The sequence below is a fragment of the Arthrobacter sp. DualSoilB13 genome (genome assembly GCF_055389195.1).
In genome coordinates this window covers 3,495,332-3,516,146 of sequence record NZ_AP035865.1, presented here as the reverse complement: position 1 = coordinate 3,516,146, position 20,815 = coordinate 3,495,332, and the positions used below count along the sequence as shown (strand labels likewise).

General features: G+C 63.0%; 16 protein-coding genes. 7 read left to right on the top strand and 9 right to left on the bottom strand.

Annotated features, from left to right (window positions below; all coding sequences use genetic code 11):
- Positions 1-90: 90 nt before the first annotated feature.
- Positions 91-1,332 (bottom strand): MFS transporter, encoded by a 1,242-nt coding sequence (locus ACZ5J0_RS16135; protein ID WP_464093531.1) that lies wholly within the window; start codon positions 1,330-1,332, stop codon positions 91-93.
- Positions 1,333-1,483: 151 nt separating this feature from the next.
- On the opposite strand from ACZ5J0_RS16135, the gene ACZ5J0_RS16130 reads away from it, so the two are divergent.
- On the top strand, positions 1,484-2,215 hold the full coding sequence (locus tag ACZ5J0_RS16130) for a glutamine amidotransferase (RefSeq protein ID WP_166842383.1): 732 nt from the start codon (positions 1,484-1,486) through the stop codon (positions 2,213-2,215).
- 140 nt (positions 2,216-2,355) lie between these two features.
- On the opposite strand, the gene ACZ5J0_RS16125 is transcribed toward ACZ5J0_RS16130, so the two are convergent.
- The 4 genes from ACZ5J0_RS16125 to ACZ5J0_RS16110 all read right to left on the bottom strand — a co-directional run bounded on the left by ACZ5J0_RS16125 (position 2,356) and on the right by ACZ5J0_RS16110 (position 6,375).
- Positions 2,356-3,981: an FAD-dependent oxidoreductase gene (locus ACZ5J0_RS16125; RefSeq protein WP_464093530.1), complete on the bottom strand. Its 1,626-nt coding sequence runs from the start codon at positions 3,979-3,981 to the stop codon at positions 2,356-2,358.
- Positions 3,978-5,039 carry an alcohol dehydrogenase catalytic domain-containing protein gene (locus tag ACZ5J0_RS16120; protein WP_464093529.1) on the bottom strand — a complete coding sequence of 354 codons (1,062 nt, stop codon included), beginning with the start codon at positions 5,037-5,039 and terminating at the stop codon, positions 3,978-3,980. Before ACZ5J0_RS16120 ends, ACZ5J0_RS16125 begins: the two co-directional genes overlap by 4 nt.
- A 9-nt stretch (positions 5,040-5,048) precedes the next feature.
- The gene (locus ACZ5J0_RS16115) at positions 5,049-5,366 is read right to left on the bottom strand and encodes a YciI family protein (RefSeq protein WP_464093528.1); all 318 of its coding nucleotides are present in this window, start codon (positions 5,364-5,366) and stop codon (positions 5,049-5,051) included.
- A 112-nt stretch (positions 5,367-5,478) separates the two neighbouring features.
- Positions 5,479-6,375 (bottom strand): LysR family transcriptional regulator, encoded by an 897-nt coding sequence (locus ACZ5J0_RS16110; protein ID WP_464093527.1) that lies wholly within the window; start codon positions 6,373-6,375, stop codon positions 5,479-5,481.
- 100 nt (positions 6,376-6,475) lie between these two features.
- On the opposite strand from ACZ5J0_RS16110, the gene ACZ5J0_RS16105 reads away from it, so the two are divergent.
- The 6 genes from ACZ5J0_RS16105 (at position 6,476) to ACZ5J0_RS16080 (ending at position 15,067) form a co-directional block, all read left to right on the top strand.
- On the top strand, positions 6,476-7,276 hold the full coding sequence (locus ACZ5J0_RS16105) for an IclR family transcriptional regulator (RefSeq protein WP_464097203.1): 801 nt from the start codon (positions 6,476-6,478) through the stop codon (positions 7,274-7,276).
- Between the two features lie 242 nt (positions 7,277-7,518).
- Entirely contained in the window at positions 7,519-8,880 is a 1,362-nt protein-coding gene (locus ACZ5J0_RS16100; RefSeq protein ID WP_250820347.1) for an MFS transporter, read from the top strand.
- A gap of 133 nt (positions 8,881-9,013) precedes the next feature.
- A complete protein-coding gene (locus ACZ5J0_RS16095; protein ID WP_166842390.1) occupies positions 9,014-10,153 on the top strand; it encodes a Gfo/Idh/MocA family protein in 1,140 nt (379 codons plus the stop codon).
- Between the two features lie 2 nt (positions 10,154-10,155).
- The gene (locus ACZ5J0_RS16090; protein ID WP_464093524.1) at positions 10,156-12,408 is read left to right on the top strand and encodes an FAD-dependent oxidoreductase; all 2,253 of its coding nucleotides are present in this window, start codon (positions 10,156-10,158) and stop codon (positions 12,406-12,408) included.
- Positions 12,405-13,310 (top strand): sugar phosphate isomerase/epimerase family protein, encoded by a 906-nt coding sequence (locus tag ACZ5J0_RS16085; protein WP_464093523.1) that lies wholly within the window; start codon positions 12,405-12,407, stop codon positions 13,308-13,310. Before ACZ5J0_RS16090 ends, ACZ5J0_RS16085 begins: the two co-directional genes overlap by 4 nt.
- A complete protein-coding gene (locus tag ACZ5J0_RS16080) occupies positions 13,307-15,067 on the top strand; it encodes an FAD-dependent oxidoreductase (RefSeq protein WP_464093522.1) in 1,761 nt (586 codons plus the stop codon). Before ACZ5J0_RS16085 ends, ACZ5J0_RS16080 begins: the two co-directional genes overlap by 4 nt.
- Positions 15,068-15,163: 96 nt before the next feature.
- On the opposite strand, the gene ACZ5J0_RS16075 is transcribed toward ACZ5J0_RS16080, so the two are convergent.
- The 4 genes from ACZ5J0_RS16075 to ACZ5J0_RS16060 form a co-directional block, all read right to left on the bottom strand.
- Positions 15,164-17,344 (bottom strand): transglycosylase domain-containing protein, encoded by a 2,181-nt coding sequence (locus tag ACZ5J0_RS16075; protein WP_464093521.1) that lies wholly within the window; start codon positions 17,342-17,344, stop codon positions 15,164-15,166.
- Between the two features lie 108 nt (positions 17,345-17,452).
- Entirely contained in the window at positions 17,453-17,953 is a 501-nt protein-coding gene (locus ACZ5J0_RS16070) for a sensor histidine kinase (protein WP_464093520.1), read from the bottom strand.
- Between the two features lie 192 nt (positions 17,954-18,145).
- A complete protein-coding gene (locus tag ACZ5J0_RS16065; protein ID WP_202979307.1) occupies positions 18,146-19,111 on the bottom strand; it encodes a family 43 glycosylhydrolase in 966 nt (321 codons plus the stop codon).
- Positions 19,112-19,220: 109 nt separating this feature from the next.
- A complete protein-coding gene (locus ACZ5J0_RS16060; RefSeq protein WP_464093519.1) occupies positions 19,221-20,804 on the bottom strand; it encodes a carbohydrate-binding domain-containing protein in 1,584 nt (527 codons plus the stop codon).
- Positions 20,805-20,815: the final 11 nt, after the last annotated feature.

Below are 20,815 nucleotides of genomic sequence, written 5' to 3'. Positions count from 1 at the left end.
TATGTTTCCGACTCAGAAGAGCTAAGTTGCAGCTAAGTTACAGAAATACCCCGTTCGTGAAGATCACGTCACTGGCATGTTTCGGAAATGTTAACGGCGCTTCTCCCGGGGTCCGGCGGGGTAGCCTCCGCGACGGCTGGCGATGATGATCACCAAGGCGATAGCCGTGGGCAGGGCCGCGGCCAGAGGCACCAACTGTGCCCCCACCGAGGTGAGGGCGAAGGCGCCATAGACAGCCCCAACGGCGATACCCAGCTGAATGGTCACCACGGTGAGGCCGTTGGCAGCATCCTTATGCTCACCACCGGCACGGAGAATCGCGGCCTGGTTGTAGATACCCACCGCGCCAAAGGCGATGCCCCACAGCGTCATCAGTCCGAACGCGCCCACCCAGGTGCCGCCCAGCGCCGGCAGCAGGGCAAATGCCAACGTCAAGAGCCCGACGGCGGCAATCACCGAAGTGCGCGGGCGGGAGTCAGCGGTCATGCCGGCAATCCAGATACCCACGAGGCTTGCCACGCCCACCACCGAGAGGGAGAGGCTGGTGGCGGACTCCGGCAGTCCTGATGCGAGGAGGAAGGGCGCAACGTAGGTGAACAGCGTGAAATGGGCCAGCAACAAGAGTGGCCATGCGATGGCGATTGCGACCACGCCAGGCAGCTTCATGGCCGCCCGGAGAGAGGGAGTTTTCTGGCTGGCTTGGTCGTGGGCGCCGGGGAGGAGCCAGAAAGCCAATACGGCCAGCAGGACGCCCACCCCGGCCAACACCAGGAACGAGGCACGCCACGTCATAAGTGAACCCATGAGCGTTCCGATGGGAGCACCCACGGCCAGTGCAATGCTGTTGCCGCTGAACACCACAGCCATGGCCTTGCCTACTGAATGGGCGGGAACGATGCGGGCCACATACGGGGCCATGCTGGACCACAACATGCCGTGGGCTATGCCGCCAAGGAGCCTCGCTCCGATAGCCCAACCCAGTGTCGGGCTGAAGGCCAGGAGGACGTTACTGAGGGCAAACGCCAGCACGGTGGCTATCAGCAGCGTCTTGCGGGGAAACCGTCCAGCGAGGAACCGGGATAGAGGCAGGGCAGTGAAAACGATAATCGCAGCGTAGACAGCAGTCAGGGAACCCACGGCCGATTCGTCCACGCCCAGATCACGGCTGATTTGGGGGAGCAGGCCGGAGGGCAGGAGCTCGGTGGTCACGGCGGTGAAACCTGCAGCCGCCAAGACCAACAGCCCGCCCCACGGGATCTTCTTCGGTTGCTGCGTTGCAGCACGTGACGCCTCGGCAGATGGCGTTCCGACAACCGTGGGGTCCTGCTTCAAAAGGTGGCTCCTCTGGGATGAGTCATGAGTTATGTCATGGGGTTCCTACAACGTTATGCAGCCACGGCGATGCGAGGGAGTCTCTGTCAGAAACCCCCTCCGGTTAGCAACACACTTTGTCCGTCAGTCATTCCTCGCGCAGACTGGGCCTGTGAAGCCCTTTCTCTTGCTGGCCACCCGAGCCGAAGACGCCGCAGCCGATGACGAGTACCAGGCCTACCTCCGGTACTGCGGTCTGGAACCGGAGGAATTGGTCCGGATTCGGCTGGAATCAGGGCCTTTGCCGGCTCTTGAACTGTCCGACTATTCCGGCGTGATCGTGGGCGGCAGCCCTTACACCTCCAGCGATCCTGTGGAGGAGAAGAGTGCAGCCCAGATCCGGGTTGAGGCGGAACTTTCATCCTTGCTGGATCGGATCGTGGCCGAGGACTTCCCGTTCCTGGGCGCCTGCTACGGCGTCGGTACACTTGGCGTGCATCAGGGCGCTGTCATTGATCGTCGGTTTGGTGAGCTCGTGGGGGCGACTCAGATCACGCTCAGTGCAGAGGGCAAAGGAGACCCGCTTCTGCGCGGAGTCCCGCAGTCGTTCGAAGCCTTCGTAGGACATAAGGAGGCGTGCAGCGAACTTCCCGAACATGCAGTGTTGTTGGCCAGTTCGGCGGCCTGCCCGGTGCACATGTTCCGGATCAAGAACAACCTTTACGCCACGCAGTTCCACCCCGAACTCGACGCCGACGGGCTGATCACGCGCATCGACATCTACAAGAACGCTGGCTACTTCCCGCCTCACACGGCCGACGAGCTCATCCAGTCGGCGCGCCAATCATCCGTGACGGAGCCGATGCGGGTGCTCAGGAACTTCGCGGAGCGCTACGCCCGCTAGCCCGTGCGTTGTGGGGCCTGCTTTGCGCCCCTTGCGCACGAAATAGGGCGCAGAGCGGGCCTCGCAACGCCCAACGCTCGACGGCGGTAGTCGCCGTCGAGCGTTCGTCCCCCAAAACGTAGGTGTCCCCTAAGATGCGGCTACGTGAGCCGGGCCGCCAGGTCCTCCCCAACAGCAAAGGCACGCGTGATCGCCGAGCCCAGTGTGGCGCCCCCGCCGGGGTAATTGTTTCGGAACACGCCGGCCGAGACGTTGCCTGCCGCGTAGAGCCCCGGAATGGGCGATTGCCGATGGTCGAGCACTCGCCCGTTGGCGTCCGTGGCAAGCCCGCCGGAAGTGCCCAATACCCCGGCGTGGATGGGAACGGCGTAGAACGGTGCCGCAAGTAGAGGCGCAAGGCAGGGGTTGGGAGTGTTGCCGGCGTCGCCCAGGAATCGGTCCTGCGGGGTGGCGCCGCGTCCGAACTCCGTGTCCACCCCAAGGGCAGCGTCAGCGTTGAACCGGGCAACCGTAGCGTCCAGCCCGGCCGGGTTGATGCCCAGATCCAGTGCCAACAATTCAAGGCTCGGCGCAGACACCATCCACTCGGCTGCCAAGCCCGGAGTGGAACCCGCCACGGGGTACTTGGCTAAGTAGGTGGAGTCGAACACCAGCCATGCGGGGTTGTTCTGTTGCCTGCCCGTATGCGGGTTGATGGACGCGAAAACCCGGCTGGCATCGTGATAGTTGAGGGCTTCGTTAACGAAACGCTTGCCGTCGCTGTTCACGGTGATCGACCCCGGGAGTGTCATCTCGACGTTCCCCATTCGGCCGGAACGCTGCCCAGCGTACTGATGCGCCGCCGTCGATATGACAGGAACGCCCCACACAGCGGACATGTCCTCCACAGCCGCTCCGGCTTTAAATCCCAGTTCCAACCCGTCGCCCTCGTTGGACGGTGCGCTGATGGGCGTCACCGGATACGGCAGGAAGGCGTTGCGGAGTCGCGGGTTCCATTCGAACCCTCCGGAGGCGAGTACGACGGCGGTCGCGGCCACGTGCGCTCCGGCGCCGCCGCCGAGACGCACGTTCCATCCGGTGCCGGACGGCGACAAGTCCTCCACAGGACTGGAGGCAACGATGTGAACACCACGATCCAAAGCGCTCGCCACAAGGCTGCCCACCAGTGCACCGCCCATGGTCCGGATCCCTGAGGAGGCCCGGCGCGACAGGAGCGCCGGATCGGCCGCACGGCCATTGAGTTCATCGCGCTCGGTCATAGTGAGCAGCGGGAAATAGGAGGACGGCCGGATCAGTTCCGAAAGGCCTGGATAATCTTGGGGATCGAACGCGTTGTTATCCAGGCCCCGGCCCCCATCTGCGGATCCCTTCCACTCCATGTGGTAATCCGGACGGGCGATCGGAACCATGGAAACCTTCGTGTTCCGGTTGAGGAATTCCACGGCCCGCGGCGCAGTGGACACGTACCATTCGATCTCCTCGGCCGTCATCACGTGCCCGGCCGCCTCGGAAAGGTACGCGACGCCGTCGGCATGGCTGTCCTGGTATCCCGCAGCCTTGGCGAGATGGTTGTTGGGCGCCCACATCACGCCACCCCCAGCCGCCGTGGTGCCTCCCAGCAGGTCAGCCTTTTCCACAACCAGGACGCTGAGGCCGGCGTCGGCCGAGCGGACGGCAGCCACCAGCCCGGCGGCGCCACTGCCCATGATGACGACGTCGTAGCTTGCGTTGAGTTGCTCGGGTGCGGTGAGGATGGGGGTGCTCATGCGGTGGTTCCTGCTGGCATCTCGATGAGGATTTTGCCGATCTTTTCCGTGCGTCCCTGCATCAGGCGGTATGCCTGTTCCAAGTCCGCGAAGGCGAAGCGGTGGGTCATGAGGGCACTGGCCTGCTTTGGGTGTCTGGCCAGGAGGGCCAGACCGTCAGGGATGAGGTTGAGACTCATGCGGCTTCCCATGATGTCCAGTTCCTTATAAGGGATGTCCTTCATGGACACGTTGGCCTGTCTGGGCGAAATGCCTACTTGGACGATTCTCCCGGCACTTGCCACAAGCCTGATGGCGTTCTCCAAAGACGAAGGGACGCCTGTGGCCTCGATGACCAGCTGGGGCCCGTAGCCATCGGTGAGTGCATCCAACCGAGGTCCCTGATGTCTGTCCGGGAAGTCTGTACCGGGTGTGACCAGCAGCGTGTCCGTGGCGCCGAACTCCATGGCAAGGTCCAGACGGTGCTGCTCGGTATCAGCGCAGACCACGGTGACTCCCAACTCTGTCAGGTACAACGTTGCCAACAAACCGATGGGACCACTGCCCAGCACCAGCGCGGTTTCCCCGGCCTCAGGCCGGCCCCGGTTGACTGCCTGCATGGCGATGGATGCTGGTTCTCCCATGGCAGCGATATCCAACGGGAGCTCGTCCGGCACCGGGCAGAGCTTGTCCAGTGGGACGCTGATCAACTCGCTGAGTGCCCCGTCCGAGTAGCAGCCCAGGCAGCCTACGTTGTGGCAGACGTTGTAGCGGCCCGTCAGGCATGGGCGGCACTTGCCGCAGTAGATGATGGGATTGACGGCCACGCGATCGCCGATGGCGATGGCAGCGTCGTCGTTCGACACCTCGCCGGGCGTCAAGGCCTCCACGATCCCGGAGAATTCGTGACCTTGGATGAGCGGCAAATCTGTGGGGTAGTCGTCTTCCCAGATATGGAGGTCGGTGCCGCACAGAGTGACGTTGTGGACCCGGACAAGGGCGTGGCCTGATTGAAGGGTGGGCTCCGGGGAGTCCCGGAATTCAATGGTTTCCTGGGAGACGGTGACAGCGGAGAGCATTCCCGGACCTCAGTTCTGAACGGCCGGCGCTGCGGAAACATCGGTGTCAGAGCCAAAGAAGATGTTCCACTGGCGCACGGTCCGTTCCTGGATGAGTCCGGCCTGCTGGAATGGATCCTGGTCCATGAGGGCTTCGACGTCGGCCTTGGAATCGCCGGAAATGATCAGCAATGCGCCGGGAGTTTCCTCGGGACCGAAGGGTCCGCTCTTCAGGAGGCGACCGCCGTCGAACTGGGCTTTGAGGAACTCGACATGAGACGGACGGATCGTATCCCGGCTGGCGGATGTTGTGGGGGAGTAAGCGTAGGTAACGGCGAAAGTGGCCATGAGGGTGTCCTCTTCATTGAGTGAGTGGGGGCTTTCCTCAATGCTGGGCAAACTATTAGCTCTTGTCCAATACTTAATTGCTCTCTCACTATGTGCTAAAAACACATAGTGATCAGGGTGCCGGTGTGGGGAGCACTTCTTCGGCCAACCGCAGGGCTGCACGGATGGCTGGCGACGTTGTTGCCGGGTTCCACGCGAGACCTGAAAACAGCAGGACATCCTCCCCCGCCAAGGAGAGGAAGATGGTGCCCGCCGGCATGATTCCTTGGATGGATTCGGGCATCAGGCTGATTCCCACGCCGCCTGCTACCAAGGAAAGGGCTGTGTACGGATCGGCCACTTCCTGGCTGATACGGGGCCGGAATCCAGCAGCGGCGCAGGCTGCGAAAGTGACGTCCCGGAGTGTGGACCCTTGAGCGGCAGGCATGGTGATGAACGGGTCGCTTGCGAGTTCGGCCATCTCCACCGACGTCTGCCCGGCCAAAGGATGGTCCGCGGGAACTGTGACCCCCAGACGCTCCGTGGCAATCCGGCGGGTGGCTAACGACGGCGAGTCGATGGGGAGGCCGATGAAGGCCAGATCCAACACGTTGTTGCCCAACTGATGGAGTGCTTCCTGGGTCAGTAGCCCGCCATGCAATGTCACCTCCAGTTGCGGGTAATGCTGGCGAAGAGCGCGTGCCAGAGGGGGAAGCGTGGTGTGGTTCAACGCCCCGGAAAAGCCAATGGCAAGCTTGCCGTAAACGGTCCCGGTTCCGGCGTTCACTGCACGGCGGGCCAAGTCCACTTCGTCGAGGATTTTCCGGGCGTGCGGAAGCAGTGAATGCCCCGCTGCCGTTAGCGTGACAGACCTGGTGTTGCGTTCGAACAGCGCCGACCCCAAGTCCTTTTCGAGCTTTTTGATGGTTTGGCTCAGTGGTGACTGCGCCATCCGGAGCCGCTCCGCCGCGCGGCCGAAGTGAAGTTCCTCGGCCACCGCCAGGAAGGCCTCAATTTGCCGCAGTTCCACGTTGCCTCCCACATTTTCAAGGTCAAGTGCAAGGCTATATTGGGTTCACGTCCGGGACGTCCGGGGTGGCCGGATTGCCGGGAAGCTAACGGGAGGCATCATGGCTAACTCAGCGTCGGGGGAGTCCGTCATTGAGCGTGTTGTGAAAATCATGGATGCGTTCTCCAAGGGCCAACCGTGGCTTCCACTCAAGGAGCTGGTCCGGATTACCGGGATGTCCAGCAGTACCGTGCATCGGCTGGCCATGGACTTGGCCTCCAGTGGACTCCTGGAACGTAATGCTTCAGGGGAGTTTGGGGTCGGCATGAAGATGTGGGAGCTGGCCTCCCGCAGCAACCCCTTGGAGGAGTTCCGCCGTCGGGGTTTGCCGTTTTTGGAAGGCGTTCATGCGGCCGTCCGGGAGCATGTGGCGTTGTCCATACCTGACGTGGAGAACAACAGCGTGCTCTACCTGGAGCGTCTGGACCGGCATGGAACGGTCATGAACCTGGCCGAGGTGGCGGGCCGACTGGACATCCACACCACATCCTCCGGGATGGCCATGATGGCGCACATGCCGGGCTGGGTGCAGGACCGATTCCTGGCCGGGGCGTTGGAGAAGACCACTCCGGCTACGGAAACAGATCCTGCAAGAGTCAGGGCCAACCTCGCGCTGATCCGGGAGCGCGGCTACGCCCGGTTGGTCGGCGTCCTTGTGGAGGAGAACACCGCCTACTCCGTTCCCGTATTCGGCCAGGGCCATGCGGTCATAGGTGCGATTTCCGTCGTCGTGCCCTCCGTTGACGAGGACGCCGGGCTGATTCTTCCGGTGCTGGTGGCCGCTGGCCGTGGCCTGTCACGGACCATGGGTGCTGAGCGTCGGCCCTACGGATCCCGGCCCTGGTTGTCTGCCACTGACTAAGCCAGGCATGCCTGTGTCCCGTTCAACGGGAAGTTTCCCCTCGGCCTGTGACCTGGGTCCTACAGTCGATCCCAGAGGAACTATCGCCAGTGACCTGGACCACACATCCTGAATTCGTTATCAACGGCCACAGGATGGACTGCCCAACAAATCGGCAGCCGGCGATTCGTGACTCATCTAATTCTTTGCCGGGCAAGGCACCATGGCGGTGCCACTTCCCGCGCACTCAATGAGGAGACAGTATGGGAAACGTGCAGCAGCACTCGCCCTCGGACGTCAACCCGGCAGCGCCGGTTGAGCACGTCAAAATGCCCAAGAAGGCGGCCCTCGCCTCCTTCCTGGGATCCACCCTGGAGTACTACGACTTCTTCATCTACGGCACCGCCGCCGCCCTGATCTTCCCCAAGATCTTCTTCCCGGGCGGCGACCCCGTAGTGGCACTCCTTGGAGCGATGGCTACGTTCGGCGTCGGGTATCTGGCCAGGCCGCTGGGTGGCTTGGTGATGAGCCACTACGGCGACAAGATCGGCCGCAAACAAGCGCTGATGATCACGCTGGTGATCATGGGCGTGGCCTCCATTGGCATAGGATTCCTGCCCACGTACGGGCAGATCGGGTACTGGGCAACGGCGCTGTTGCTGGTAGGCCGTTTGGCCCAAGGATTCTCCGCCGGCGCCGAAGCCGCAGGTGCGTCAACACTCACCATGGAGCACTCGCCGGAAGGCCGCCGCGCGTTCTTCACCAGCTTCGTGATGACCGGCTACGCCTCGGGAATGGTGCTGTCCACCATCGTCTTCATCCCGTTGGCAGCACTGCCTGAGGATCAGCTCCTCAGCTGGGGTTGGCGTGTGCCGTTCTGGCTTTCGGTAGTGGTTCTAGCTGTGGCTTACTGGATCCGGACCCGCCTGGATGAGCCGCCTGTGTTCGAAGAGATCGTGGAGCACAACAAACCCAAGGCGATCCCCGCCGTCGCGGTTTTCAAAACGCAGTGGCGCGACGTCCTGCGCGTGGGTGTGGTGATGCTGTTCTCCGTTATGCAGACCACCTTCACCGTGTACGCCCTGGCCTACGCCACCGGACCGGCCGTGGGCATCGACCGCACCCTCATGCTCACCGTGAACGCTGTAACTATCGGGCTCTCCATGGTGACCATTCCCATCTCCGCCATGATCTCGGACCGCATCGGCAGGAAGAAGGTCCTGCTGGTGGGAGCACTCGGCTGCGCACTGACCACCATTGGCTACTTCTGGGCCATCAGCGGGCAGAACATCCCCCTGATCTTCCTGTTCGGCCTCCTGAACATGACCGTCTTCTACTCCTGCTGGAACGGTGTGTGGACGGTCTTCTTCCCGGAGATGTTCCCGGCAGCTGTTCGCTACTCCGGCATGGCGATCGGCAGCCAGATTGGCCTCATCCTCGCCGGGTTCGCACCCGCCATCGCAACGCTCCTTGCGCAACCCGGCCCCAACGGTTGGTGGCCTGTAGCGGGCTTCACTATTCTTTGCCTGGCAGCCTCGGCCATCGCCATCATGACGGCCCGCGAGACTTACAACGTCCCGCTCGAGGACCTCGGCAAACCCCGCGGCGCGCAGGTAAGCAGATAAAGCACGACGCCGGGCGGCGGCACCCAGCCGCCCGGCACCCGTTCGCCTCCGGGCAACCCGCCGCGCCCCTGACTCCGGCGCTCGCCACATCAGCACAAACCCCTACGACTCATGCCCTGAAAGTTGGATACCCATGACTTCGTCAGCAACCGCACCCCGTACCTTCCGCGTTGGAATCGCGGGTTGCGGCGCCATTTCCCGAAACCACCTGGAAGCGTTCCGTGCCCTGGACAACGTGGAGATCGTGGGCGTCTGCGATGTGGATGCGGACCGGGCAAAGGCCACAGCGGAAGCGTGGGACATACCGAACGCTGTAGCAAGTGTGGAGGAACTCCTCACCCTGGGACTGGACGTCGTCTCCGTTTGCACACCCCACCCCACCCACGAGGAAGTGGTGCTCCAAGCTGCGGCGGCCGGGGTGAACGTCCTTTGCGAGAAGCCCATCGCCACCAGGCTGGAGTCTGCTGAGCGCATGGTGGAGGCCTGCGAGAACGCCGGGGTCCAACTAGGGGTTTTGTTCCAGCGCCGCTTCTGGCCGGCCTCTCAGAAGATCCGCGCCGCGATCGACGACGGCACGTTGGGCAAGGCAATCCTGGCCCAGTGTTCGGTCATGCTGCACCGTGCCCCGGACTACTACAACCGCGACGCGTGGCGCGGCACGTGGGAGAGCGACGGCGGTGGAGTCCTCATGTCACAGGCGGTCCACCAGATCGACCTCCTCCAGTGGTATCTGGGAGACGTGGCCGAGGTTTACGGCAAGGTCAACACCTACCGTCACGCCGACTATATAGAGGTAGAGGATTCCGCAACGGCGGTAATCACCTTCACCTCCGGAGCCATGGCCACGCTGGAAGCCTCCACGGCAGTGTCTCCCAACCTCGGAATCCAGCTCCGCATCACCGGCGAAACAGGGGCTTCGGCTTCCCTCACCGAGTTTCCGGAAGGCAGCGACGGCCGGCTGGACCTGTGGGCGGTAGGCGAGCAAATCGTCGTCGAGCCTGTCCACCCGGAAGGCGTGGAGCCGAACGTCGATCTGTCCGTCATCAACGGCCAGCTGATCCCGTTCCACAAACTGCAGGTGCAGGACTTTGTCCAGGCACTGGAAAACGGGACGGAACCGGCAATTACCGGCAAAGACGCCCTGAAATCCTTGCGGATACTCCTCGCCGTTTACGAATCTTCACGCACCGGCCAACCCGTCCGCTTCGCACCAGCCCAGCCCTCCCACGCAGCCATTCCCGAGCTGCGCGGCCGCGAAAAGGTGGCTCGCTGACCATGCCTCCCACCACGCCCGCAGCGGGAATGCCCCTGACCCTGGGTCGCAACGGCCGCACCCCCAAGACCCTTCGCAACCGCCTGGCCTCCGCACCCATGGAACGCAACTATGGCACCACGGATGGCTTCATCACCGAGCAATACATCGACTACCTCGTGACCCGTGCCAAGGCCGGCCTCGGCATGGTCACCACGGAGGCCACCTACGTCCGCGCTGACGGTAAGGGCCGCATCCACCAACTCGGCCTGCACACCGATGACATGATTCCGGGGCTTCGCCGCCTCACCGACGCCCTGCACGCCGAAGGTGCGTTGGCCGCCGTCGAACTTAATCACGGTGGCCGCACCGCCCAAGCGGCAGTCTCGGGCTTCAAGAACCTCGCGCCGTCGCCGGTTCCCTGCCCGACGGCGGGTGGTGAAATTCCGCGGGAGCTCACCGCCGCTGAGTGCTACGAACTTGTGGAAGCTTATGGGGCTGCGGCCCGCCGCGCGGTGGCCGCCGGGTTCGACGTGATCAACCTGCACGGCGCCCACGGCTACCTCATCCATCAGTTCATGTCGCCCATTTCCAACCACCGAACTGACGAGTTCGCAGCACCGGAGTTCTTCATGAACCTGGTGATCGACGCCGTGCGGCAGGCCGTGCCGGACACGATTGTGGGAATGCGTGTCTCGGTAGTGGAAGGTCCGGCCGACGGTATCAGCGCCGAGCAGCAAGTGGCCATCATCGCCAATGCCCACTTGGACAAGCTCGATTTCCTGGACATCTCTGCGGGTAGCTACGACGCCGGTGAGTGGATCGTCCAGTCGGGGGAGTGGAAGCCCGGGATACTGGCCGAGTACGCCAAGGCCTACCGTCAGTTCGGACTTCCACTGGGTATGGCCGGGCGACTCAACAGCCCGGAAATCATCGAGGAAGTCCTATCCCAGGGAACTTGCGACTTTGTGAGCCTTGCCCGCGCCCTCCACGCCGATCCCGCGTTCGTGGGCGGGGTGCTGCGGGGCGAACGCTACCGGCCATGCATCGCGTGCAATGTGTGCATAGATAACCTTGGCCTCGGTCAGGTCACCTGTACGGTCAATCCGGCAGTTGGCCGCTCACGTGTTCCCGTTCCCACGCCCGTTGTTCGCCCGGGCTCCCGGGTGCTGGTGGTCGGCGCCGGGCCTGCGGGCCTCACCGCTGCCCGCGAACTCGCCGAAGCCGGTGCCAGCGTGACATTGATGGACGACGGCGTGCGGCCGGGTGGGCAATTCGCGCTCGCTGAGCGGATGAAATCGACGCCGGATTTCCACCGCTTTGCAGATTGGTCCAGCGCGGAAAGCGAGCGGCTGGGCGTTGAGGTTTGCCAGGGAGTCCACGTGGACACGTTCGACGTCGGCTCGCTGGCCCGCGACTTCGGCGCAGACGCAGTGGTGGTGGCCACGGGCGGGGTGCGCCCTGCTCCCGGGTTCATCGGCGGCGACTCGCCCCGTGTTTCTGACATCCGGGATTGGCTAGCCGCGCATCCTGAGGTCCTTGACGGCAGCGTGTCCAGGCCCTCAGGAAGCGGGTCCGGTCCCGTGGGGAGCTCGTCCGGGTTGTTGGTCAGTGCGGACGATTCTGTGGGCAGTGCGCCGGAAGCGGTGACAATTTGGGGTGCGGATTCTGTTGCCATGAGCGTGGCCGACACCCTTGCAGCACTTGGTACTGCCGTGCTGATCATTGGGCCGCAGGAAGCCCTGGCTCCTGAATCCGGCCGTCGAGCCAAGATCCTCGCAGTACCCCGGCTTGAAGCCAATCCGAAGGTGCGGATCTTCCTGTCCAGCACTATCGAGGAGTTTGACGGTACTGGTGAGCCTGGCGTCAATAGGGTTCGGATCAGGCGCTCGGGTGTGGAGGACGAGTGGATTGATGCCCCGGGCGATCTTTTGGTTTCGCGTTCGGTGCTGCCGCTGGACGGGCCGCCCATGCTGGAGCAACCGCTGACATTGGAGCGACGGGAAGCCGAGCTCAGCTTTGCGGCTTCGCTCCCCATTGCCCTCGCCGGAACGGTCGTGGACAAGGCACCGGCCATTGTGTCCAACGCGGTCAAGAGCGGTTACGACGCAGCCCAGCGCATTGCCGCGGCACTGGCCACCCCCTCCGCCGACACCCCCTTCGCCGAGATCGCTGGAACAGCGCCGGATCGCCGGAGAGTTCCGGCGAATTCGCAGCATTCCAGCGACCTCGCCGACACCCAGCATGACTTCACCCTGAACGGAGCCCGAAAGTGACCACACCTACGCGCCGGCTGGGAATCGCCCAGCTCTCCCTCGTCGGAACCGCACCGCCGGATTTGGTGAGCATCGCGGCACAGGCGGGCTTCGACTTCATCGGAGCCAGAGTCCGTCCAGTCACCGCCACGGAGCGGCCATACGATCTCCAGCCCGGTTCCCACCTGCTCAAGGAGACGCTGCAACGGATGGCGGATACAGGGATCACGGTTGAGGATGTTGAGTTTCTCCTCTTGGACGGAACTGGCCTGCAGGGCGGGCAGGATCAACGCGAAGCCTGGCTGCGAATGATGGAGGCCGGCCAAGCCCTCGGGGCATCAACACTGACGGTGGCCTGCGCAGACCCGGACCTTGACCGTTTCGGTGACCACCTCGCGCAGATGACCCAGGACGGTAAGTCCTACGGAATCATGCCGACGCTGGAACCCATCGCCTACCAAACCGTTCGTTCCCTTCCCCAGGCAGTGAAGCTGTCCCGGCGGGCGGGCTGCAAGATTGTTGTTGACGCACTCCACGTCAACCGCTTCGGCGCAACTACGGCTGAGCTCGAGGCGGCCACGGATCTGGTTCCTTTGGTCCAACTCTGCGATGGTCCTGCTGCTGCGCCGGAAAACAGGGAAGCCCTGATTGTCGAGTCGCGCTCGGAGCGAGGCGTACCCGGCGACGGTGAATTCCACCTAGCGAGCATACTCGCGACCTTCGCCGCAGGAACCCCGGTCAGCATCGAAACGCCATCGGACAAAAGGGCGGCCGAGATGGGCGAACTGGCATGGGCCAAACATCTCAAAGCGGCGGCAGATTCCGTCCTCACCGCCACAGCAGTCAACAGCCCAGCAGTCACCACCACAGCAGTCAACAGCCCAGCACACAACATCTCAGCACTTACCGGGAGCAACAAATGATGGACAGTACACCTAGCCCCGTGGACTGCGACGTCCTGGTTATCGGCTCAGGCGCCGGTGGCATGTCTGCAGCTGTCACAGCAGCCTTCCACGGAATGAAGGTGATTGTGGTGGAGAAGGCAGAGGTTTGCGGCGGTGCAACCTCCTGGTCCGGAGGTTGGGCTTGGGCACCGGGCAACCCATTGGCGAAGGCTGAAGGGGTCAATGAGGACAAGGAAACCTTCCGCACATACCTCCGGGAGGTTCTCGGGGACGACTACCAAGCAGAAAAAGTGGATGCCTTCCTTGAAGCTGCCCCGCACATGGTGGGCTTCTTCCACCAAAAGACCTCCCTGGAATTCGTTCCCGGCAGCAAAATCAACGACATCTACGGTGACCTTCCAGGTGCAGGAACTGGCAATCGTTCCGTCGGGCCTAAGCCTCTGAACGCCCGCACGTTCAAGCCCGGACTGAGGGCGAAGATGCGTCATCAGCTCTACGAAACCTCGTTCCTAGGCATGGGCATCATGGCCGGTCCGGACCTTGGTAAGTTCCTGTCAGCCTCCCGGGGCAACCCCAAGGGCCTGTTCCACGCAGGCTGGCGCTTCGGATTCCACCTCCTGGACCTGCTGACGCACCGGAGGAACATGCAACTGGTCAACGGCACAGCGTTGACCGGAAGGCTCATGAAATCCGCTGACGATCTCGGAGTGGACATCCGGGTCGCCACGCCGGCCACAGCGCTGCTCAGCGATGAAAACGGCAAGGTGACCGGCGCCGTCGTGCGTTCTACCGAAGGTGAGGTGCAGATCAACGCGAGACGCGGCGTCGTGCTGGCAACCGGCGGCTTCCCCAACGATGTGCAGCGGCGCAAGGAGCTGTTCCCCAAGACGCCCACCGGCCGGGAGCACTGGACGCTGTCCCCGGGCGAAACCACGGGTGATGGCATCAACCTGGCGCAGGCTATGGGTGCACGCTTTACCACCGCAGTGAAGTCGCCGGCCGCCTGGTGCCCGGTGTCTTTGGTGCCGTACCGCAACGGCAGGACCGGGGTTTTCCCGCACATCATGGACCGCGCGAAGCCGGGCAGCATCGGCGTCCGTGCGGATGGGAAGAGGTTCGTCAACGAGGCAAACGGCTACTACGACTATGTTGAGGCACTCCTGGCAGCCACACCTGAGGGTGAAACCGTGGAGTCGTGGCAGATTGCGGACAGCCGCTTTGTCCGCAAGTTCCCCTTGGGAATGGCCAAGCCGCTGCCCGTGCCGCTCTTTCCCTACCTGCGCTCCGGCTACCTCATCAAGGGCCGGACGCTGGAGGAACTGGCGACGAAATGCGGTATTGACCCCGCGGAGTTGCGCCGGACGGTGGCGCGCTTCAACGCGAATGCCCGTTCCGGCGTCGACCCGGACTTCGGACGCGGCGAATCCGCGTTCAACCGCTACGGCGGCGACGCCACGCACCGGCCGAATCCGTCATTGGGGCCTATCGAGAAGGGGCCGTTCTATGCGGTGCGGGTTGTGCCAGGGAGCTTCGGGACATTCGCGGGCGTGGAAACTGACGGCCGAGGGCGGGCGCTCAACAACCAAGGCCACCCCATAGATGGCCTCTACGTAGCCGGCAACGATCAAGCAAGTGTCATGGGCGGGCATTACCCCGCCGGCGGCATCAACCTGGGACCCGCACTGACCTTTGGCTACATCGCCGGACGGGACCTCGCCGGCGTCACTGCATATGAGGACGACGGCACGCAGGCGGAGATGGAGCTCGCACTGTAGAAGTTCGTTGTGAGGCCTGCTCTGCAGGGTTTGGCCTTGGAATTGTGTGGAGAGCGGGCCTCGCAACGCGAGGCAAGGTGGGTGCAACGCGTGGGGTCAGCGGCGCGTGGGCTGCGGTGTCGACGGGGTGGGCGTTGGGGGAGGGGCCGGTGCCGGGAAAGGCCCGCTCGGGTATAGGGACGTGGCTGTCATCATGTAGTTGGCCCACTGTGGGCCGGCGATCATGTAGCCATCCAAGGACTTGTAGAACTTGCCGTTGATGGTGACGTTTTGCCCGGCTCGCTGCTGGCCCGCCGTCGTGTCCCCGAAGAACGACGCCGTTGCAAGAGTTGTGGTGTAGCCGGCAACCCAGGTGGCGCCGTTGTTATTGGACGTGCCTGTTTTTGCCGCCACCGGAGCCTGACTCTGGACCTTGGGTTCGATGTAAACGCCCGAGCCCATCTTGAGAACATCCTGCAGGACGGCATTGACGCCCCGCGCCACGGCTGGCTTCACTGCCTCCCTGCACTCAGGGGTCTGGGCTTGGAACTGGCGTCCTTGGGCATCGCTGATCTCGGTGATGGCAATGGGCTTGCAGTAGGTGCCGTCGTTGGCGAAGGTGGCGTAGGCGCTCGCCAGGACCACAGGGGCCACTCCAATGGAGCCAAGGAGATTGCCGATCTGGTGCATGTTGACCGGTGCGTTGTCCAAGCCGCTGTGCAGGCCCACGGTGTCCACCATTTTTTGGATCCCGCAGAAATCCAACTGGGCTGCGGTGGCGAAAGTGGCCGTGTTGATGGAGTTGTAAAGGCCGTAGTTGATGGGCATTGGCCGGTAGTAGCCGGCGTCGTTGTTTTGCAGGTCGTCATCGGCGCCAAGGTTCTGGGCTTTCTGCGCGGTGCTGTAACCCCCAAGGACCCTGCCGCAGCTTGAGCGCCACGGGAAACCGACTGGATAGACCCGGCGGGAAGCGTCAACAACTGCAGTGGGATTCTTGCCTTCATTGAGCCATTCGGCGTAAATGAACGGTTTCATGGTGGAACCGGGCTGGAAGCCGCCTGCGCCATTGAGGTCGTAGCCGTTCTCGTCTTTGGCATCGACGTTGAAGTTCAGTTGGGTATCGTATTTTCCTTCCTGGGGAACGAACACCGTGTTTTGGGCCATCGCAAGGATCTTGCCTGTGCCCGGCTGGACGGTGCTCATCGCGGCGCCCCATTTATCCGGGTTGTCGCCGGCGGAGGCGTCAACTTGCTCCTGCGCGGCGTTCTGGAGCCGGCTGTCCAAGGTGGTGGTGATGGTCAATCCGCCACGGTAGAGGAAGCGTTCACGTTCCTCCACGGTGTCACCGTAGGCCTCGTCGTTAAGGATGAGGTGGGAGACGTAGTCACAGAAGTAGGTGGCAAACGAGGTACCCGCGCAACCTTGCAGGGACGGGGTGATGTCGAGCTCAAGGGGAGAGGCTACAGCGACGCCGTGATCCACAGCCGTGATCTTGCCCTGTGCCAGCATCCGGTCCAGCACCAGGTTGCGCCGGTTGAGTGCAGCCTGAGGATCCACAATGGGGTCGTAAATGCTGGGGCCATTGACCAGACCAGCCAGGAGGGCTGCTTGCGGCAAGGTCAGGTCCATCGCGGAGGTGCTGAAGAAATAGCGGGATGCAGCCTCGATGCCGTAGGCGTTCCGGTTGAAGAACACGATGTTCAGGTATCCCTCAAGAATCTGATCCTTGCTGAACCGCTTTTCCAGCTCAAGTGCGAGCTTCACTTCGCGCAGTTTGTCACCCACGGTCTTCTGCCCGCTGAGCACCACATCCTCCGGACGCCCCTCGGATAAGCGGGACTCGTTGAGCACATTGGTGACGTACTGCTGCGTCAAGGTGGAGGCGCCTTGCCGGGTGCCCTGTGTCAGGTTGGAACTCAGCGCCCGCATGATGCCTTGGGCGTCCACGCCCGCGTGCTCGTAGAAGCGGTTGTCCTCAATGGCGATGATCGCTTCGCGGATGAACGGGGACATCTCCTCCAGCGGGACCTTTACCCGGTTCTCCGCATAGAAGGTGGCAATGAGCTGCCCGTCCGCGGAGACCACGGTGCTGGAAAGCGAAGGTGAATCAACGTTCAGCTCGCTCGGCAAACTTTGATAGAACCCCAGGGAACCGCCCACGGTGGTGCTGGTGAAAGCAACCACGGGTGCCAGGAATCCTGTGATCAGAACTCCGCAGAGGGTGCTCACGAAGAAGAACCCGAAGACCCTCAAAAGGACCTTGCCAAGACCTATCTTTGGACCCTTGTTCCGCGCCATTTTCGTGCCAATCCGTAGGGATAACCCGGCTGAAAAGTAGCTATAGAATACGTCCGGCAAAGCTGCGCGGCTACGGGTTGGGCGCCCGAATATGGTCCCAAATAGGACTCAATCCAGCGGCAGAGTAACCCTCACACTGGTGCCCCGCCCAACCGCGGAGTCGATGTCTACTGTCCCGCCGGCGTCGTGTACTGCTATTGACATCAGAAGCAATCCGAATCCGTGCCTGCGGCCGCTGGGCGCGGCGTGGATTTCGAAACCGCAGCCGTCGTCCGTGATGGTGAGCTGGATGCCGTGGTAGACGGCGTTGAGCCGGACCGTGAGCTCGCTGGCATTGGCGTAATTGAGGGTGTTGCTGAAGGTCTCCTGAGCCACGTGATACAGGAGGGCGGCGGCTGAGGAGGAGATCTCGATGCCGTGGTGCGGGGTGTGCCAATGGACGGTGACGCCCTCGCGCCGGAGAGGTGCGGCAAGCCGGTCGATGCATCCGGCGACACCCAGCGCATAGAAATCCACGGGGTGCTGGTCCTGGATGATGCCTTTGATGGCTATCACCTCGGTGAGTGCTGATGCCTGTTCCATTGCTTCCCCCATATCGTTGTGTTTCATATCTGGAATTCGTTGCCGAAACCCCTTGGTATTGGTGCTTCGTGCTTCCAGCGTGGCGCTGCTATATCAAGGAAGCTTTTCGATTGGCTCAAGTTCGCATCAAGTTTGCGGGGAGCCTTAAGGGGGACGGCCTGCCCGTGTGGAGGCTCGACGGCGGCACGTCGCTTACCGTCGTCGAGCCCTGTTGCGAAGCTACGCGCTCTCGGGCTGCTTCAGTACCAGCAGGCTGTCCGCGTTCCGATCGCACTGCAGCACGCCCTCATGGACGGTGAGTTCGGCAACGAGCACCGATGACCGCCGGCTCTCGACAGTCGGGTGGCTCGCACCGGCGCGGCTGGGGTGCGTGAAGTAGAAGATCCATCCGCGGCCATGGTTGACAACCACGTCTGCGTGGAGGCCCGGCCCCACATCATCGGTCCGTGCGAAGGTGTCGCCGATGGCTGCGTCCAGGATGACCCCTTGTTTCTCCCATGAATCGAGATCGTCAGAGCGGTACACTTCCTGGCCGGACCACGTGTCCACGATCATCCAGTACCAGCCGCCCAGGCGGAAAACGTTGGCCCCTTCGTGGCCCGAGGGTGTGGTCAGTACGTGGCCCCGGACCTTCCAATCGAAGAGGTTGTCGCTGTCCGCCGCCCAGGTTTCCGAGCCTTGCACCTCGTCCTTAAACCACATGCGGAATCCGCCGCCGGGGTGTGGGTGCACGCAGGCGTCGATGACCCGGTTGGAGCTCAGCGGAACTAATCCGTGGTGGGTCCATGCCAGAAGGTCCGGGCTGGTGTAGTGGTGGATTTCCATGGAATGCGGATTGCCGTGGGCGGGGATGCCGCGGATGTAGCTGACGTACATGTGGAAAGTGCCCGCGTGCTCGAAGACTTCGGGTGCCCAGAAAGTGTTGTGGCCCCATTCGAAGTCAAGGCCCTCAAGGGTTCCGCGGTAGTCCCAGTGTGTGCCGTCCGTGGATGATGCAACTCCGAGCTTGGAACCGTAGAGCCAGCTGAGTCCGTCCTCGAACGGGACCGTGGTGCGGCGGTTGGTGTAGATCATCCACCAGGCCTGCTCGCGCGGGTTGTAGATGACGGTGGGATCTGCGGCACCGTCCTCGATGGGGTCCCTGAAGAGTGGTGACTTCACCGGGGATTGGGTTTGGTTGCTCACGTAGTTCCTTGCTGATGGGCTGTGTTAGCGCTAACAAATTAAACCTAAGCAACACTCTGAAACACGTCAATGGGGGACTGGTCCGAAATCCAGTCCCCCATTGTCTGACTTACCAGCGGCCGCCGCCACCACCGGGACCTTGGGCCTGCGTGTACTGGCCCGCGGTCGCGGTGCCTTGTTCTTCTGCGCCGTCGATGGAGCCTGTGGTGACGCCGGCTTCCGTGTCAGCACTGCCTCCCGTGTACACCGTGTACGTCGCACCGTCGGTGATCGCGGCGGAGGAGAACACCAGGGATGCGATGGTTTTGGTGGTCACGAATGTCGCCACCACCGCTCCCGTGGCGTCGACGATGTGCACAGGCGTGCCGGAAGACACCGAAGAGTCGAAGGTCAACTGCACACCGGACTGCGTGGAAGAGGTACCCGGGGTCACCGCCATTCCGGCACTGCCTGCCGCTGCTACGGTGCCGCCGGTCACGGTCAGTTCACCGTTCACATCCAAGGCCCCGTTGCCGTCGTTGGTGGGGCCGTTGACCACCACGGTCCCGCCGGAAATGCTGGCGTTGCCGTTGGAGTCCAGGCCGTCACCTTCTGAGTTGATGGTGAGGTTTCCGCCGGAGACGTCCACGGTGTAGTCGCCAACGGTCTCCCCGCCGCCCATACCGCCACCCATTGGACCTCCGCCGCCTGCCGTGCCCGCATCGGTACTGGTCGAAGAGCCACCCGAGGCGTTCACGCCGTCGTCGTTCGCTGTGACGGTGACGTCGCCGCCGGAGACCACAATGTGCTGCGCTTCCAGTCCTTCCTCCGACTCGGCCACGGTGACTGTTCCGCCGGAAACGGTGAGGGTGTTGAACGCCTTCACGCCGTCGTCGCCCGCGTTGACTGTCAACGAGCCGCCGCTGACCAACAGCCACCCCCGCCCCTCGTCGGTGTCGTTGTCTGCCTTCACGCCGTCACCGCCTGCGGTCACCTGGTACGCGCCGTCCAGCAGCACTGTGTAGTCCTTGCCGCGAATGCCGTCGTCCACGGCGTCCACGGTGACCTTGCCGGCAGCCATCACCAGGCCGTCCTTGGAAACGATGCCGTCGTTGGATTTCCCGTTGACGGTGAGGGCACCGGTCCCGGCGATGGTCAGGTCCGCCATGGAGTAGAGGGCTGCGTTGGGGGAGTCCTCGCCCTGGTCGGCGTAGGTGGTGGCATCCGTTAACGTGTTGGTGCTGCCCTCGTCCAAGTACACGATCGCTTCGTCGGCGCTCTGCACTACAAACGGCGAGCCGGTGGAGTTGCCCAGTTCCACGCCGTCCAGAATGATGCGAACCGTATCCTCCTCACCGGCTGCAACCACGATCTGCCCGTCGCTCAGCGAGCCGCTGAGGCGGTACGTTCCCGCGGCGCTGATGGTGACGGTGTTGCCGTCTACAGCCACGCCGGTGGAGGACGACGACGTCACTTTACTGCCGCCGTCGGACAGGCTGATTGCCACTTCCGTTGCGGCGTCCCACGTGAGGTCGTCGCTGTCGTAGTGGGTGTCTTCTTCAATGGTCCCGGCCGTTACGGCCTGCTGGGTGGTGCTGGTTGACGTGCCGGTGGTGCCGGTGGACGTTGAGCTGGTGGCGGCCGTGGAGCAGCCGGCCAAGGAAATGGCCAGGGCGACGGCGGCAACGGAAAGGGAAGTGCGGAAGGAGCGCATAGTGGATTCCT

What these genes read in the sequence shown, in the direction of transcription:
- ACZ5J0_RS16125 (WP_464093530.1), bottom strand. Translation starts at nt 3,981, where the DNA reads ATGAGCACCCCCATCCTCACCGCACCCGAGCAACTCAACGCAAGCTAC.
- ACZ5J0_RS16120 (WP_464093529.1), bottom strand. Translation starts at nt 5,039, where the DNA reads ATGCTCTCCGCTGTCACCGTCTCCCAGGAAACCATTGAATTCCGGGAC.
- ACZ5J0_RS16115 (WP_464093528.1), bottom strand. Translation starts at nt 5,366, where the DNA reads ATGGCCACTTTCGCCGTTACCTACGCTTACTCCCCCACAACATCCGCC.
- ACZ5J0_RS16105 (WP_464097203.1), top strand. Translation starts at nt 6,476, where the DNA reads ATGGCTAACTCAGCGTCGGGGGAGTCCGTCATTGAGCGTGTTGTGAAA.
- ACZ5J0_RS16100 (WP_250820347.1), top strand. Translation starts at nt 7,519, where the DNA reads ATGGGAAACGTGCAGCAGCACTCGCCCTCGGACGTCAACCCGGCAGCG.
- ACZ5J0_RS16095 (WP_166842390.1), top strand. Translation starts at nt 9,014, where the DNA reads ATGACTTCGTCAGCAACCGCACCCCGTACCTTCCGCGTTGGAATCGCG.
- ACZ5J0_RS16090 (WP_464093524.1), top strand. Translation starts at nt 10,156, where the DNA reads ATGCCTCCCACCACGCCCGCAGCGGGAATGCCCCTGACCCTGGGTCGC.
- ACZ5J0_RS16080 (WP_464093522.1), top strand. Translation starts at nt 13,307, where the DNA reads ATGATGGACAGTACACCTAGCCCCGTGGACTGCGACGTCCTGGTTATC.
- ACZ5J0_RS16075 (WP_464093521.1), bottom strand. Translation starts at nt 17,344, where the DNA reads ATGGCGCGGAACAAGGGTCCAAAGATAGGTCTTGGCAAGGTCCTTTTG.
- ACZ5J0_RS16070 (WP_464093520.1), bottom strand. Translation starts at nt 17,953, where the DNA reads ATGAAACACAACGATATGGGGGAAGCAATGGAACAGGCATCAGCACTC.
- ACZ5J0_RS16060 (WP_464093519.1), bottom strand. Translation starts at nt 20,804, where the DNA reads ATGCGCTCCTTCCGCACTTCCCTTTCCGTTGCCGCCGTCGCCCTGGCC.